The organism is Leptospira levettii, assembly GCF_002812085.1.
In the GTDB taxonomy this organism is placed as follows: domain Bacteria; phylum Spirochaetota; class Leptospiria; order Leptospirales; family Leptospiraceae; genus Leptospira_A; species Leptospira_A levettii.
The window spans coordinates 416,523-432,758 of record NZ_NPDM01000002.1; the positions used below are offsets into that span (position 1 = coordinate 416,523).

The window sequence follows — 16,236 nt, forward strand, 5'->3', positions numbered from 1 at the left end:
AGACCGCCTTATAGTTTACGAGCAATCTCGCGAATCTCGTATGCTTCGATTTCATCACCCACGGAGAAGTCATTGAATCCATCGAGTAAGATACCACACTCAAATCCAGTGAGAACATCAGCCACATCGTCTTTCATACGTTTGAGGTTTTTGATTTTCCCTTCCCAAGTGATCTCACCTGTTTCGCTGGAAATCACACGAACGTATGCTTGTTTGGTCACCTTACCGGATTTCACCATACAACCTGCAATGTTCCCCACTTTGGAGATTTTGAATACATCACGGATTTCGACTTTACCAATGATGTTTTCCACTTTTTCAGGTTCGAGCATTCCTTCCATGGAAGCTTTCACTTCATTGACCACATCGTAGATGATGCTATAGTATTTGATTTCGACTTTTTCTTTCTCAGCAAGAGAAACCGTTTTTGGATTCGCACGAGTGTGAAAACCAATCACGATCGCATTCGATGCCGATGCTAGGATGATATCGGAATCCACAATCGCACCAGTTCCTGCATGGATTACGTTGAGGCGAACATCTGCCGTTGAAAGTTTTTCAAGGGCTTCTTTTACCGCTTCTGTCGATCCACGTACGTCTGCTTTGATGATGACTTTGAGTTCTTTGAGGGCACCTTGTTTGATGATCTCACTCATATTATCGAGTGTCACACGAGTTGCCGCATTTTTCGACTGGCCAAGTCTTTCATAATCTTGACGGCTATGAGAGATGGTTCGTGCTTCTTTGTCGTCAATCACCACATCAAATGGTGCTCCTGCATCTGGTACTCCATCGAGTCCCGTGACAAGGGCTGGAAAGGATGGACCTGCTTCTTTGATGGAACGACCAAGGTCGTCATACATCGCACGGACACGTCCTGCATGTACTCCCGCAACAAAGGCATCACCCACACGAAGAGTTCCGTTTTGGATGAGAACGGTTGCCACAGCACCACGACCTGGATCGAGTTTTGCTTCGACAATGGTTCCTTTTGCTTTTCGTTTCGGATTGGCTTTGTGATCGAGAAGTTCTGCTTGGATGATGAGCATCTCAAGGAGTTTATCAATTCCAATATTACTTTTTGCTGATATATCACAGAAGATGGTAGTTCCACCCCATTCTTCTGGTTGTAAACCGTAGTTTGAAAGTTCTTGTCTCACCTTTTCTGGGTTAGCTGCTGGTAGGTCAATTTTGTTGACCGCAACAATGATCGGAACTTCTGCTTCTTTGGCATGGTTAATCGCTTCAATGGTTTGAGGCATCACACCATCATCTGCAGCAACAACAAGGACAACAATGTCAGTTACCGATGCTCCGCGTGCTCTCATCGAAGTGAAAGCCTCGTGACCTGGTGTATCGAGGAAGGCGATTTTTCCGCGTTCCGTTTCTACTTGGTAGGCACCAATGTGTTGTGTGATTCCACCAGATTCCCCTTCTGCCACTCGAGATGACCGAATGGTATCGAGGAGTTTTGTTTTACCATGGTCAACGTGACCCATGATGGTGACAACAGGTGGACGAGTGATGTAATCTGCTGGATCATCTTTTTCTTCTTCAATGACAGTTTCATCATAGAGGGAAACAATCTTCACCTTACAGCCGTAATCGTCTGCTAGGATGGAAGCAGTTTCGGCATCGATCACATTATTGATCGTTACCATCATCCCCATTTTCATGAGTTTACTAATCACTTCACCTGGTTTTAGGTTTAGTTTTTTAGCAATCTCACCCACTTGGATGTTTTCTAAAATTGAGATTTCTTTTGGTACAGCGGCTAGTGCTGCCGCCTGTGCCTTTTGTTTACGAAAGGATTGTTTGAAAAACTTAGTGTTTTCGTTTTCTTCCCTTCCGCCTTTTTCTTTATCAAAAACTTTCTTTTTGGCGCCACCTGGTCCACCTGCACCCGGGAGTCCTCCTGGAGGAGCACCAAACGGAGCATCACCTGGAGGTCTACCACCACCGCCTGGCCCACCTTGTCCAATTGGTCTTGCACCGCGGTTTCCTTGGTACCCACCACCTGGTCCACCTTGGCCTGGTCCTCTGTTCCCTTGGTAACCACCACCTTGTCCTGGTCCGCGATTCCCTTGGTATCCACCACCTGGTCCACCTTGGCCTGGTCCTCTGTTCCCTTGGTAACCACCGCCTTGTCCTGGTCCGCGATTCCCTTGGTATCCACCACCCTGACCACCTTGGCCTGGTCCTCTGTTCCCTTGGTATCCGCCACCTTGGCCTGGCCCACGGTTTCCTTGGTAACCACCACCCTGTCCATCTTGTCTTTGTGGACGTGGGGTTGTTGGTCGGCTGACAATGGGATTACGGTCTTCTTTTCTAAAATAACCTTGGTTTCCACCACCTTGGCCACCACCAGAACGGTAGTTTGGCGAAGATGTGTCCCCAGAAAGAATGGATTCCGGCTTGCGGTCCATCTGCGGTTTTTCTCTTTCGATTTGCGGAAGAGGTTCCGGTTTTCTTTCAGGACGAGATACTATCGGAGAGGCTTGGGAAGGAGCTTGCGGACCGGATCCGAGACCTTGTCGTTTTGCTTCTTCGCGAATGAGTTCGTTTAAATCCTTTTTTTTGTCCCCACCAGAAGTGGAAGGTTGTTTCACTTCCGCCGCTTGTTGTTGGCCTTGGGAACCGGATTCTTTTTTCTCATCAGAAGGGGCCGCTTTCTTTTTGATGACAAGTTTTTTCTTGGTTTTGTCACCACTGGCTCCCTGCTGGAGGGTTTCTTTGATCGATTTTTGCTCTTCCATATTATGCCTTAAAACTTAACCCTCTTCTACCCATTCGATTGACTCACGTAACAGACGTAAAATTTGTTCTGCCGTGGTTTTTCCGATTCCGGAAATTTTCGAAAGTTCTTCCTGGCTGAACTCAAGAAGGGTTTCCACATTTTTGATCCCACCAGCCTCTAGTAGGCCAACGATTCTTGGTGTGAGACCAGGGATTTCAGAAAGAGGTGTGTAACCAGAATCTTCTTCCTCTTCTTCTTGTCCCGATTGGTTGTAATTGTCTTCCGATTCTTCCATTGCTTCTTGTTGTGCATTGAAAAGTCGGTCGAGTTTTTCGCGTGCTTCAGGCGACGCGAGTTCTTGGTTGTATTGTGATACAGTTTTGATATCGATTTTGAATCCAGAAAGTTGGGAGACAAGTTTTACATTGGACCCGTTAATCCCAATCGCAAGCGATAAAGATTCATCTGGAACAATGACTAGTGCATCCCCACGTTTTCTGTCCACATGCACTTCCACAGGTTTTGCAGGAGAAATCGCGTTGGCAATAAAAACACTTGGCTCATCGGAATGGAGGACAATATCAATCCTCTCATTTCCTAGTTCCCTAACAATCGCCTGGATCCTTACCCCTTTCATTCCCACACAAGCTCCCACTGGGTCTACATCGGACTTACTTGTGGTCACAACCACCTTTGTTCTGTAAGATGGAATGCGGGCAACATCTCTGATTTCGACAATCCCATCATACACTTCCGGAATTTCCATTTCAAAGAGTTTTTTCACAAAATCACCAGAAGCACGTGAAAGTGTGATCACTGGCATTGGTTCCCGTGGGCGAAGTTCCACACGAGAGATAATGGCTTTGAGACGATCCCCTTGGCGGTATTTTTCACCTGGGTTTTGGTCTTTTTTCAACATAATGCCTTCTACCTTACCTAGGTCGATGGACATGATGTCTTTTTTCCAACGTTGGAAGTACCCGTGTGTGAGTTCCCCTTCTTTGGATTTGTATTCTTGGTAGAGTAATTCTTTTTCCATATCGCGGAGGCGTTGGAAAACCATTTGTTTGGCTTGGCTCGAAAGGACCCGAGACAAGTCTTGTGGTTTTTCAAACACTCGGATTTGGTTTCCCACTTCAATTTTTGGATCGATTTTAACTGCATCTTCCAAAGAGATTTCAAGTGGGTTTGTTGTTTTCCCTTCTACGACATCGCGTAAAACAGAGATGATGATTTCATTTTTATTATCGGAGCCAAATTCCACTTGGCAACGATCATCGGTTTCCGCTTCTAAACCGACTTTTTTGCGATAGGCAGCAAGGAGTGAGTCGCGGATGACACCGTATACGAGATCTTTATCAAGAGATTTATCCTGACAGAATTGTTGGATGGCTTCGAATAGCCCAGTTTCTTTCGTTGCTTGTTTTGTCGCCATAGTCTTAAATTTCTAAATACAAATTTCCCTTTCGTATTTCTGCGATGGGCATAGATACCGATTTTTGGTTCTTTTTGTGTCGAGTTTTACGATCGTAAAGCGTAAGCTCAACGGAATCCCCCGAAACCGGTCCCAAACGAAATAATCGTTTGTCCCATTTCCCTGATTCCAGCGGCACTTCTAGTTTTGCTAAAAGTCCTTGGAAACGAATTAAATCCTCCGGCAAACGTAAAACACGTTCTGCTCCCGCGGAGGAGACTTGGAGAGTGAAATCAAATTCCTCTCCCCATTGGTCCAGCTCCTCTTTGAGTCTCCTAGACACAGTCTCACAATCTTCTAAACTAGCAGAGCCAGTTTTGTCTGTGAGATGATCAAGTTCTATCTCAATGAGGGCGTGGTTTTTCCGATTCTGTACTTGGAGCGAAAAAAGCGCTAGAGGTGGAGCGAGAACTCGTAAAATCAGTTCTCTGATGTTTTCCTCGGTATATACCAAACCATATCCAAAGATTCCAATAGGAATCTGTATAAGAGACCAAAGCTCATGCTAAAATTTAGCACGTCTCATGACAGGCTAGGAAAAGCGAGTTGTCCTGTAAATAAAAAATTAGGGAATGGATGTTGCACCATGAGACCCCTGTATTTTAGCCTCCTTCTTTTTGTTTCCGTTTCCTGCTTACGTTTCCGTGTTGAGAACCTAAAAGAAGAAATCCTCTTCCGAATCCCCCTTGGGGCGACTAATGAAACCTTTGAAGGTGTGGTGGTAAACCAGGTATTGACCAATGTTCCCTTAACCATCCCTACATCCTCAAATATTTCAGCCCTAGCCGACAACAAACAGTCGGTGATCAAACTATTTGATCGGAATGGAAGGCTTGATGCCACCATCGGGAACCCTGATTTTAAATCGGTTGCAGGGATCCCCCATTACCCTTTTCGCTTCGGTGGGATCGGAATTGTGGCAATGAATGAAGACGGAGACCTCGTGGTCCAAAACCGAATTTCTTCCAAAGGGATGGAACTCCCCCCCGGCCAAGAAAATTTATACAAAACCTATAGTGGTGCTTTTTCCACCCAAGGGACTACCGTTCTCCCTTCCTTTCTTGTCCAAATCACCCAAAAAGGTGTTGTGAAATTTATGTTAGGTGCTTCTGGGAAAAACTCAGAACCATTCCGTTACATTGAATCCATTTTACCTGGTGAAGGGGATAAATTATTTGTATACCATCGGATTGCAGAAGAAATGCGACTCTCGTATTTTGAAGAAGGAGAACTCAAAGGGAATTTAAAAGAATCCACTTTGGATGTTTTCAATAGTAATGATGCCAAAGAATATGACATCACGTTAGACAAACTTCTCCCCCACCCAGAAGGAGAGTATGTACTCGGTTCCTTTAGTTATGATTCCAAAAAAGACAAACGTTTTAAATTTCGTCGGATTTACAGGTTTCAATTTGATTCCAAACAATCAGAACTCTTAAAAGAAATCCAAGACCCTTCTGAGATTTTATTTTCCATCCGGAATAATGGTGAATTTTACATTTGGGAAACAGAAGATGGAGGAAACTCTGTCCGTCTCCAAGTGCATGACAAAGAAGGAAACCACATCAATAACAAAAGAATTCCGTTTTCGAGTCCACGAGGACAGTGGAGGGAAACCTACACGGATGCCTTTGACACCATTTATTCAGTTCGCATTCGAGCGGGTGCCTTAGAAGTGTACCGCTGGATTTAAATGAAACAAATCCCTCTTTTTACAAATCAAGAATCGAAACATTTAGATTCATTGGCAATTTCCTCTCTCGGGTTTTCTGAACAAACTCTTATGGGTATGGCCGCCTTATCAGTGTTTCACGCAAATGAAGACCTTTGGAAAACGGCAGAATCCATATGGATTGTTTGCGGAAGTGGTGGAAACGGTGGTGATGGTTATGCACTTGCCCACACTCTTTTCCAAGAAGGATATGATGTTAAAGTTTACCAAACTTCAACTAACAAAAATATTGCGGGGAGATTTTATGAATCACTCGTGAAATCTACCTTAAGCAAGATTGGAGATTTACAAAAATTCGAATCTGATTTGGAAGATGGGGAGACAGATTCAGTCCTACTCGTAGATGCACTCCTAGGAACTGGATTCCAATCCCCAATCACATCCCAATTAAAATCCACAATTGAAGCCATTAATGATTCCGATGTTATTTTTTACAGACTATCACTCGATACACCGAGTGGCTGGGATCCATACCAATTAGGTTATCAAACCAAAGAGAATCATGTTTTTGTGTATGCCGATTCCATTGAAGAACTTGGCACTCGCAAATGGGAAAATGTAGGGTATATTTATGAAAAAGACAACCTGATCCCCAGGTATTATGAATCGATTGGATTTCCCATCCGCACCCATTTATCAAACATTCATTTTTCCAATCGTTTTTATCTAGAACCAGATCCAGAAAAAGCCACCCAAGTCCTCAAACGAAAACAAAAAGCACATAAATACAGTGCAGGGTCTGCGATGTTTTATGGAGGTGGCGAAGGAATGGAAGGTGCCATCTTACTTTCGGAATCTGCTTTTTCCAGATTGGGTGGCGGAATCTCAAAAGTATTTTCACCATCAAAATCCATCACAAACTTAGTTTTAAAAGAAGACTTATCGAAGATGGCATTGACTTCTGATTTTTTGTCAATGGTGAGTGATCCCTTTTTTGCTAAAACCAAAACGATCGTTGTAGGACCTGGTCTCACTTCTTATCCAAAAGGACTGGAAGGATGGAAGATGGAACCTGGCAAAACATTGGTTTTGGATGCAGGTGCGATTCCAAGTATTGGAACCAAACTACCCATTGGGGATCGAGTGATTCTTACACCGCACGTAGGGGAACTAAACCGTATGACTGGTAAAATTCACAACTCCGTACAGGAAGCCTATGATACCTTGGTTCCTTTCGCAAAAGAAAACCAGGTGTATGTACTTTTAAAATCATTCGTAAGCCTTCTTGTATGCCCTGATGGAACCAGTTACGTTTGGGAATCTCCGAATCCAAAACTGGCAACCATGGGAACAGGTGATTTATTATCAGGAATCCTTGCACGTTATTTTAGTTTGGATTTGGATTTGTCAGTAGTGGAAGTGGTTTTACTTGCGTTATCGTTCCTCGACCAATCCAAACAATTAGAGGAACCCTATCCTACTGCAAACCAAATCTTAACATCCCTTGTGGAGACATTATAATGGGAAAAGGTTACCACTCACGTTCTCCAGAAGAATTTCGTGACTATCTAAAACAAATCAATGATAAACACAAAAAAACAAGATGGAGGCAAATTGTCCTTTTTATTGATTTGGTTTTAGTTGTTCTCATTTTTTATATTGGTTTCAAAGCTCTGAACCCAGGAAGTTTTCAAAATAGCACAAAGTCCGACAAACAGGTGGTAGATGGATATCCTACTTATTTAAGTTTATCAAGAGAGGAAGACCCAACATACCAAGGTTATTTTTTATTCATTGAAAATCATACAAAATTTGAAACCAAAGTTCCATTTGCCACATGGAAATCTGAGTTTCGAATCAAAACAAAAAATGGTATTTTGTGTTTTTCGGAACCCATTGAATGGGAAGAAAGAACCATTCCTTCCGAGGCTAATGGATTTTTATACCATTCCGTTTCTAAAGAAAGATGGAAGTCACTTGTGCCAGATTGCCGAAAGGAAATTTTTGATGAGGAAGCATCCATCTTTCGTTCCAAATTTCGGTCCCTTGATTTAGGGTTTTATGCGCAAGTGGTTATCCATACAAATGATAGGTCTTACACCTTTCAAATCAAACAAAAACCTTATAAATGAACTTCTGGGTACTCCTCAGTATAATTTTCCCCATTCACACCATAATAAATGACTTTCCTTCCAATCAAATCAACATCATAACCGATTACTCCTGCCTCCCATGTTTCCTTTAAAAATTCTGGGAAAGTACTTCCACCATTTTGGTCTTTTCGGAGTGCCTTAATCAAATTTTCTCTTTGAAAAACAGGTATTTCGTGAACACCTGAAACAATTGGAGTTCCTTGTTGGAGAACAGATCCACCTTGCATCTGATAAACGGCTTGGCAAGATGGTAAGGTCCAACGGTTTATGATCACACCAGCTTGCCTTAATACTTCAGCAAGGACGGGAAATCCACCCACTTTTGGTCGGATGGACATGGCATACTTTTGTGCTTCTGTCAGCTTTGTCACTAGGTTTGACATTGGTTATTACCTCATTCAATAGGATTTGTATTTAAATTATGTAAGTTCGTGAGTTTCTTCAAAATGTTTCGAAGTTGTTTTTTTTCCAATCCAGTTAACTTTGAAAAAAAGGCATCATCGTTCTCGTCCGCTATTATTGCTAGTTTTGGAACCAGTGTTTTTCCTTGTTTTGTGAGTTTGATCTCTTGGTATCGCCTGTCGATCGTTCCTTCTTCACGACTCACAAGTCCTTTGTGTAACAGTCGATCAATGAGTTTGGAAACTGCCCCTCTGCTAAGACCTGTAATTTCAGCAACAATACTAGGTGATGTATTTGTTTCATGAGAATACATTTCTCTGAGGATCACCCATTCAGCAACGGTGACATCCAAATTGGTTAGTTTTTTGGCAAAAGTATGTGACACTGCATTTGAAACCACTCTTAAATGATAACCTAAATGCGATTTTAAATGGCTAGGTTCCACTGACTTTGTTTTCTTCACACACAAATTATAGTTTCCTAGTAAACTATTGTCAAGACAATTATAAAGTCTTTTATTTAGAATGAAGTAGATTCTCGGAATTTTTGATTTCAATTGAATTCATTCATATATTTGAAAGAGGAAGAAAATAGTGATTAATGTTAGAGACGATAGTAGGGAGAAAACGGATTGTCGGATTGACTGATTCCCCTTTCTCCCCAAGAGCAGGTTTATTTTACACAAACGACACAATTTTGAATATTGTCAGCAAATTGCGACATGTAAATCTCCCCTTGTGGGCCATAATTGGATCCACTAGCTCTTGAATAAAAACTCAATTGGGCAGATGTTAATCCACTGATTGTAGAAGCAGAACAGATTAAATTTGATACGCTGGAAGAAGGTGCGGTTGGACTTGTCGCTGACCGGATATATGGTAATTGCATATAATCTGTGTAAGCGATATTCCACCCAGTTGCACATGAGGTTGTGCCCCATGCAACATAAGTAGCGCCAATTGCAACGTCTCCTCCAGCACCAGTTCCCATAAATGCCGACAATCCCAAAACTGCCATGAGTCAAAATCCAACATCACTCCAATTCTTTTTCTAATCTTCTTTTGACAACATCCAATACCATAACACGTGCATGGTATTTATCGTTTGCAGGTACTAGGTGCCAAGGAGCTTTTGGAGAGTCTGTTTTTTGGAACATTTCATTTGCGGCTTCTTCATACAAATGCCATTTGTCTCGGTTACGCCAGTCTTCCTCTGTTAATTTCCAACGCCTAAGAGGATCATTTTTTCTTTCCTCAAATCGTTTGAGTTGTTCGTCAGAACTGATATGCAACCAAAATTTAATGATGATGGTTCCAAAACTCTGGAGTTGTTCTTCAAATAAAAAGATTTCTTCATAAGCCCTTTCCCATTCTGAATCCTTTGCAAATCCTTCCACACGTTCCACTAACACACGCCCATAATAGGAACGATCGAAGATTCCAATTTGACCAATTTTTGGAATTCGATTCCAAAAACGCCAGAGGTAATGGTGTTGGATTTCTTCTTGGTTAGGAGCAGAAATATTGTGCACTTCAAATAAACGAGGATCAATTTCAGATGTTAGCCGACGAATGGCTCCCCCTTTACCTGCTGCATCCCAACCTTCAAAAACTACCAACACAGGTGTATCCTTCGTTTTTGCCAAAAAGGTTAATTCTCGAATTTTATTTTTTAAATCTTTCATTTGGATTTGGTATTCGTCACGTGTAAGTGCCAAACTAAGATCCAATTGATTCAAATTTAAGATACGTGATTTTGTAAGATTTTGTTTCATGGGATTAGTTCCATACCGTGGTTGATCAATTGTAAGTTTGCTTTGGAATCAAAATTTAAGGTACGTTCCAATCGTTCCAAAATTGCCTCAAAGACTAGTAGTTTTGTATTTTCCTTTTGATCACTCGAAATGACAAGCCAAGGCGAGTCAATCGTACGGGAAGAACTTAAGATTGAATCGAATATTTCAAAATAACGTTTGTAATGTTCTCCTTGGTCCTTGTCATAACTCGAAAGTTCCCATACTTTTTTCTTTTTTTTAGCATCCTCGAATCGTTTTTTTTGTTCTTTTTTGGAAAGATGCAAAAAGAATTTATGAACAATAATTCTATCTTTCGATAGTATTCGTTCTGTATTCAAAATTGATAAGAGTCGGTGGTCATATTCGGAAATACTAATTTTTTTCTGTGACCTAAGATACGCCAAACGGCTGTAATATGTATTTAAATAAAATAAAAATTCACCATACCTAGGTAAAACCTTCCAAAAATTCCACAAAAAAGGATAACCTCTATCTTCTGATTGGTCTACATAGGGAGAATATACTTTGAATTTTCTGGGATCGAGACGAATGGTTAATGACTGTAAGATGGAACCTTTTCCAGTGGAGGCATACCCTTCCAAAATAAAGATATGTGCGATTTTTTGGTTCGCACTTTCTCTTTGTAAGAGGAAAAAACGTTCTTGTAAACTCTCGATACCATCAAGTGAAGTATGAGGGATTTGGTTTGTCGGGTGTCTTTCTAAAATCACAAAGAAAAAGTCTAAGGTGATTTTTCAAAACCTCCAACCATTTTTTACATGGGTTTTGGAAATCCTGGCCCTATTGCCTGCGCGATGTGTTCAATTCCTCGTGTTTGGCCTTCAAAACGTGGAACCAAATGGACATGCAAATGTGGGACTCTTTCTGCAATGGCAGTCAAATATACTTTCTCAGGATGAAAGGAACCTATGATCTCGATTCCTTTGTGGAGAGCGCGTCCATATGCTTCCAATTGTTGCAAACTGAGTCCACTCCAAGATTCTCCATGACCTTTTAATTCTAAATAAAGATATCCTTCGAGGTTTTGGTTTGCTTTTCGTAAGACCCAAGATTCATTTTCAAAGAGGATCTCCTCAGGATTTTTATGGGCTTGGCAGATTGGACAGTTCATCATTGTCCCCTATTTTGCCGATACTAAGGAAGATGAGAATCTATTTTTTTGTGCTCTTCATCTTTCTTTTCTCACTTTTATCCCCTATCTCCGCAGAAGGGACCATGGAGAAACAAGACCCAATCACAGAATTATTACTCACTCTATCAGAAGTTGTATTTTCTGATCCTTTTCAAAAGGAAGAAATTGAAATTCGAAAACGACTTTTAGAAACAAACCAATCCGAAATTCGTGATCTACGCATCCGTTTGAAACATACACTACGCAATCGTACGATCCAAAAAGAATCATTTGTTGAAAAAAAAGGAATTCCTTCGGAATGGGAAAATGATTTAGAACAACTGGGAAATTTGGGTGGATTTCTCTGGAAGGATGACAGGGGAACCATTTACCAATGGGGTGATTGGTCAGATTTTTATGAAGATGGATTTAGCAAAAACAAAATCAGACTCGAAGGCCAAATCCCCTCCTTTCCTTATGAAGGTGGGACCATTTATTTTTTCATTCGAAACCCACCTGGTTCGTTTCCAATCCATTTTGATTTTATAGGTTGGGAAACTTCCTTTTATGCATTTGGTGATGAAGGTTCATTACGTTATACCAACGATTTTGCTTTGGACCCTTCCGAACGATTAGGCGAATTTCGAAAGAACTTTGATGCCATCCGTAAAAAAATCCCGGGATCCCTCCTTTTCCAAGCAAATGACTTAACCATCTTTCTTGTTCCAGGGAAACCCAGACCAATTTACTTCGTCTTTTTGTTCTTACGAATTTTACTTGTGGTATGGACCATCCTACTCTTTCTCTACATTGTCCGAATGAGTTTTTCTTTTCCAAAAAATCAATTGCCCGAGGACACGGCCCACCTATCCTGACAATACATCCCAATCCCATGCCCTGGTAGTTCAACGGATAGAACATCGGTCTTCGGAACCGACAGTGGGGGTTCGATTCCCTCCTGGGGCACCAAATTTAAATTCTAAAATCAAGTCCAACTAACACAAATAATTCGGGAATCGAACAGTTTTGTGATCAGAAATGAGAACGACCCATAGGGAGTGAGCATTTCTGTCCCGTAGCCAGGATGGCGAAGGGAGAGCAAAACCGTGCCTCGGAGCGAAAGACAACACAGGATGTGTTCACAGCGGAAAGGGTGATTCCCAAATTGTGTTACTAATTTTCCAATCAATTGACTTTAAATCGGAACTTCTCTACCAAAACCATTAAGTGTTCAGACTGACGACTCATTTCATTTGCTGTTGCAGATAGTTCTTCAGAACTTGCGGCATTATTCTGTGTACTTTCATTTACTTGGGTCATAGCATCTGTAATTTGTTGTACACCCATTGCTTGTTCTCTAGATGAATCAGAAATTTCTTGAACAAGACTTGCTGTTTTCGCAATGGAAGGCACAATTTCGTCAAGTAGTGATCCAGCTTCTTTTGCAGTGATCAAACTTTTATTGGCAAGTTCACTGATTTCTTTGGCAGAAGCTTGGCTACGTTCAGCAAGTTTACCTACCTCTGAAGCCACTACGGCAAATCCCATTCCTTGCTCACCTGCTCTAGCTGCTTCAATCGCAGCATTTAAAGCAAGTAAATTGGTTTGGCTTGTGATCTCGTTTATGATGCTTATTTTTTCTGTAATTTTAGACATGGCTAGGACAGTGGCATTCACTGAATCTCCCCCTTTCACTGCATGTTCTGCAGAAAGTTTCGCAATTTCATCTGTATTTTTTGCATTAAAGTTTGTCTGAGATATTGAAGCTGACATCTGTTCTACGGCAGCAGTTGTTTGTTCAATATTTGAAGCTTGGACTGTAGTCGCTTCCGCTAACGATTGTGAGGTAATTGAGATTTGAGCTGAAGCTTGTGATATGACAACTGCAGAACTTCTAACTTCGGAAAGTGCTTGTGAGAGAGTATCCAAGGTATTGTTTAAAGAAGTTGCTAATGTCTCAAAATCACCCAAATAGTGAGATGATACTCTTTGTGTTAAATCTCCATCGGCCATGGCAATTAGGACATGATTCACATCGTCGATAATATTTGAGCTAGTATCTGAAAGTAAATTGATACTGTTTCCCAAATCTTTCGCAAATCCTTGTTTATTTTCCAGATTCACTCTTAATTTCAGATTCCCTTTTCCAGCTTGGTCAACGACATCTTGGGTTTCTTTAATCATATATTGTAATCGAGTGACCATACCTTTAATTGAGTATAACATACTCATTTGGTCGCTAGGAATCGTTTCTATATCTATATTTAGATTCCCTTTCGTTACTTCTGATACAATTCTGTTCGCATAAGCGGGCTCACCACCCAAGTATTGGAATAAAAGTTTTAACTGGATTCCTGCATACAAAAGGATACCAAGAGTGATGATGACTACGAAGATCACTACATAGATCCAAAAATTTTGGTTATAAATAGCATCATCTACTTTCTTTTGTGTCCGATGATCTAAAATTTGAAAAAACTCGGAGACCGGTTTCATAATTTTTGCTTTGTTTATATGATATTCATCGTTATGCATCAATCTCCGTGCTTCTTCAAAATCAGGAGTTTTTTTGATCGTAAACTTTCCTTCACTATCAACATAAAGACCTTTCACCATATTCATCGCAATGGTTTCCGTTTTCACTAATGCGTCAGAAATTTCCTTTGCCTCATCTAGTTTTTTCAATTCTAATTGAGAAAATCCTTTTTCTTTCATAAGGTCAAGTAACGCAATTGCCTTGTCTTTGGGACGAGGATTCAAATCTCCAGCTGCTACAAAATCCCAATAGATATTTTCGTAATGGACTGGCCTTGGCAAAATTCCATTTCGTATATCAAGTATTTCAAAATATTGTTTTTCCCATTTGGGATCTCCACCAGAGATTACATAAGTTCTAGCTAAACGAGTTAAATCATCCGAGCTTTGTCTCATCTCATCTGCTAACAAATACGACTCATACCTGGATATCGTAGCTTCAGCAAGAGATTCTGATGCTCTTCTCAATTGTAGGGTCACAAAAATCAATGCAGTGATCGAAACTGCAATACTAACAAACACAATAATGAAGATGGAACGCATATTCTCTTTCATAGTTTAACCTTTATTCTCGTTTATATTAAAATTTCATTGAATAGCCAATTTGAATCACAAAAGTATTTTTTACAAAATCTTGTTGTTGGTATTTATAAACCAATTTCTGTCTTAAATTTGGATCAACTGGCATATGATTGATAGCATCTATATTAATCTGATTTGCTAAACCATACCTTTTCGAAGGATCGGTAATTCTCTGATCATTTTGATTGTTATCCGCATAGATCACACCTGTTTGTGGGTTAAAAGTTGCATTATCCCATAAATAGGTATCTGGTCTATATACATGAATTGCTTTTACAAAAAAGTTTAAAATACTCAATTTAAAACTAGTGTTTACATCTGAGATACCTCTTCTTTGCAAAGTTACATCATTCACATATTGGTATCCGATATGTGTTGCTGGAGTTAAGAAAATATTATCAGAAATTTGAAACTGATGATGAAAGGCTAAATTTTGATATACACTTCCTGTTCCATAACCACTAAACTCTGATGTGAATTTATAGTATGTAGATAGTGTGGGATTTATATATTTTAAAAAAGGAGTCCTCCAAATAAAGGTATAATCAGAAGTAGCAAATCTTGAATTGTCACCTACATTGATGAGAACATAAAGTCCGGTCGAAAAAGATCCCGCACGATTTTCCCAATTAAAATAAAATTCGCCTAAGGCAGAATCACCTAGAGCATTTTTTTCACGCCTTCTTTTGACAAGATTTGGATCCGTTGTTAATGTCCCTGTGGACAATTGATTGATAACTGTGTTTGTTTGGTCTATTCCACCTGGCTTATCCTGAAAATAGGAATCGTTGTCACGATTGGTTCTACCCACCATTGGATTAAAAAACATCATATTGGTGGTAAATCTTTTATCACCAGTATGAAAGGCTAGTTCCGTTGTCAGAAACCAAGCATCGGGAACCGATTTGTATTCGGTATTATTCCTCCTAGCATAACGATCACCATAGACACTAATCCCTCGGAAATTATTCTCATTTGCCACATACTGTGTGAGTGTAATCACTGGTTCAGAATTTGTTCCTTGGTTAACATCTGTGCCAACACCCAGTGAAACAGAATCTGCATCTTTATTTTTCTTCAATCTCCGCTTCTCAGAAAAAACAGAAGAAACACCAAAACATAGGAATATAAGGAAGATGAAATATTTCAATATTGTACCAATCCATAACGAAATTACAAAGCAAAGAAACGACGGTTTTCAATTATGTGGCACAATATGTGACATACGAACATATTGTAACAATTTTTACGACTAAATCCAAGGTTCAGAGGAATGGTTTTTGTGCAACTATAAATTAAGAAGTATAAGGCGAGTTAGACTTTGATCACATTAGGAGAAATCACTAATATTAATCTTGGGATTTCCCTATAACGAAAATTTGATTCCATTTCGAAACGAGAAAAATATTCGATTCAGCATTCATTTCTTCGAATATATAAAAATACAACTGTTATAAATAAAAGGCTTCGCCTTGCAAATTGATTCGTATATTAGTATATAATATTTTAATTATGCTTAAAACGATAACACTGAAACGAATTTTTCTCAACTTTGATCCTATTTTCATTCCATTTCTGTGCCATGAATCATTCCACATGGTCATGCCAATGGGGACAAATTACCCGTTACAGTTTTCTAATCATGTACCAACGAAAACAAAAGGCAAAACTTGAGGTAACTAAATGATTTCGAAAAAAAGATACGTTGCTATTTTGTTTCCCACCCTCTTTTTAAAAAATGAGTGAATACTCAC

The 16,236-nt window shown here is 40.1% G+C and carries 15 protein-coding genes and 1 tRNA gene; 5 read left to right on the plus strand and 11 right to left on the minus strand.

Going from position 1 to position 16,236, the window contains the following annotated elements:
- Nucleotides 1-8: 8 nt before the first annotated feature.
- The 3 genes from infB to rimP are packed head-to-tail and all read right to left on the minus strand — an operon-like array spanning nt 9 to nt 4,665.
- The gene (gene infB, locus CH354_RS09595; protein ID WP_100726653.1) at nt 9-2,756 is read right to left on the minus strand and encodes a translation initiation factor IF-2; all 2,748 of its coding nucleotides are present in this window, start codon (nt 2,754-2,756) and stop codon (nt 9-11) included.
- A 15-nt stretch (nt 2,757-2,771) separates the two neighbouring features.
- On the minus strand, nt 2,772-4,172 hold the full coding sequence (gene nusA, locus CH354_RS09600) for a transcription termination factor NusA (protein WP_100718894.1): 1,401 nt from the start codon (nt 4,170-4,172) through the stop codon (nt 2,772-2,774).
- A 4-nt stretch (nt 4,173-4,176) separates the two neighbouring features.
- Nucleotides 4,177-4,665, minus strand: a complete 489-nt coding sequence (rimP, locus tag CH354_RS09605) for a ribosome maturation factor RimP (protein WP_238760995.1) — start codon at nt 4,663-4,665, stop codon at nt 4,177-4,179.
- Nucleotides 4,666-4,797: 132 nt separating this feature from the next.
- On the opposite strand from rimP, the gene CH354_RS09610 reads away from it, so the two are divergent.
- From CH354_RS09610 to CH354_RS09620, 3 genes are read left to right on the plus strand one after another with little or no spacing between them, the layout of a single operon-like run.
- On the plus strand, nt 4,798-5,904 hold the full coding sequence (locus CH354_RS09610; protein WP_100726652.1) for an LIC_12708 family protein: 1,107 nt from the start codon (nt 4,798-4,800) through the stop codon (nt 5,902-5,904).
- A complete protein-coding gene (locus CH354_RS09615; RefSeq protein WP_100766409.1) occupies nt 5,905-7,404 on the plus strand; it encodes an NAD(P)H-hydrate epimerase in 1,500 nt (499 codons plus the stop codon).
- The gene (locus tag CH354_RS09620) at nt 7,404-8,015 is read left to right on the plus strand and encodes a hypothetical protein (RefSeq protein ID WP_100718890.1); all 612 of its coding nucleotides are present in this window, start codon (nt 7,404-7,406) and stop codon (nt 8,013-8,015) included. Before CH354_RS09615 ends, CH354_RS09620 begins: the two co-directional genes overlap by 1 nt.
- On the opposite strand, the gene CH354_RS09625 is transcribed toward CH354_RS09620, so the two are convergent.
- From CH354_RS09625 to CH354_RS09650, 6 genes are all read right to left on the minus strand, one after another.
- Nucleotides 8,006-8,419, minus strand: a complete 414-nt coding sequence (locus CH354_RS09625) for a DUF1398 domain-containing protein (RefSeq protein ID WP_100718889.1) — start codon at nt 8,417-8,419, stop codon at nt 8,006-8,008. The two genes, CH354_RS09620 and CH354_RS09625, sit on opposite strands and share 10 nt — an antisense overlap.
- 11 nt (nt 8,420-8,430) lie before the next feature.
- Complete coding sequence (locus CH354_RS09630) at nt 8,431-8,901, minus strand: MarR family winged helix-turn-helix transcriptional regulator (protein ID WP_100726650.1); 471 nt, start codon at nt 8,899-8,901, stop codon at nt 8,431-8,433.
- Nucleotides 8,902-9,110: 209 nt separating this feature from the next.
- On the minus strand, nt 9,111-9,455 hold the full coding sequence (locus CH354_RS09635; RefSeq protein WP_100726649.1) for a hypothetical protein: 345 nt from the start codon (nt 9,453-9,455) through the stop codon (nt 9,111-9,113).
- 16 nt (nt 9,456-9,471) lie between these two features.
- On the minus strand, nt 9,472-10,212 hold the full coding sequence (locus tag CH354_RS09640) for a UDP-galactose-lipid carrier transferase (RefSeq protein ID WP_100726648.1): 741 nt from the start codon (nt 10,210-10,212) through the stop codon (nt 9,472-9,474).
- A complete protein-coding gene (locus CH354_RS09645; RefSeq protein WP_100718886.1) occupies nt 10,209-10,964 on the minus strand; it encodes a polyphosphate kinase 2 family protein in 756 nt (251 codons plus the stop codon). The genes CH354_RS09640 and CH354_RS09645 overlap by 4 nt, the downstream gene beginning before the upstream one ends.
- 44 nt (nt 10,965-11,008) lie before the next feature.
- A complete protein-coding gene (locus tag CH354_RS09650; protein WP_100726647.1) occupies nt 11,009-11,365 on the minus strand; it encodes an HIT family protein in 357 nt (118 codons plus the stop codon).
- A gap of 32 nt (nt 11,366-11,397) precedes the next feature.
- Between CH354_RS09650 and CH354_RS09655 the strand changes: the two genes are divergently transcribed.
- The gene (locus CH354_RS09655) at nt 11,398-12,240 is read left to right on the plus strand and encodes a hypothetical protein (protein ID WP_100726646.1); all 843 of its coding nucleotides are present in this window, start codon (nt 11,398-11,400) and stop codon (nt 12,238-12,240) included.
- Nucleotides 12,241-12,259: 19 nt separating this feature from the next.
- Nucleotides 12,260-12,334: transfer RNA gene (locus tag CH354_RS09660), tRNA-Arg, on the plus strand.
- A gap of 216 nt (nt 12,335-12,550) precedes the next feature.
- On the opposite strand, the gene CH354_RS09665 is transcribed toward CH354_RS09660, so the two are convergent.
- On the minus strand, nt 12,551-14,455 hold the full coding sequence (locus CH354_RS09665; protein WP_100726645.1) for a methyl-accepting chemotaxis protein: 1,905 nt from the start codon (nt 14,453-14,455) through the stop codon (nt 12,551-12,553).
- A 25-nt stretch (nt 14,456-14,480) separates the two neighbouring features.
- On the minus strand, nt 14,481-15,563 hold the full coding sequence (locus CH354_RS09670; RefSeq protein WP_243396031.1) for a hypothetical protein: 1,083 nt from the start codon (nt 15,561-15,563) through the stop codon (nt 14,481-14,483).
- Nucleotides 15,564-16,236 lie beyond the last annotated feature (673 nt).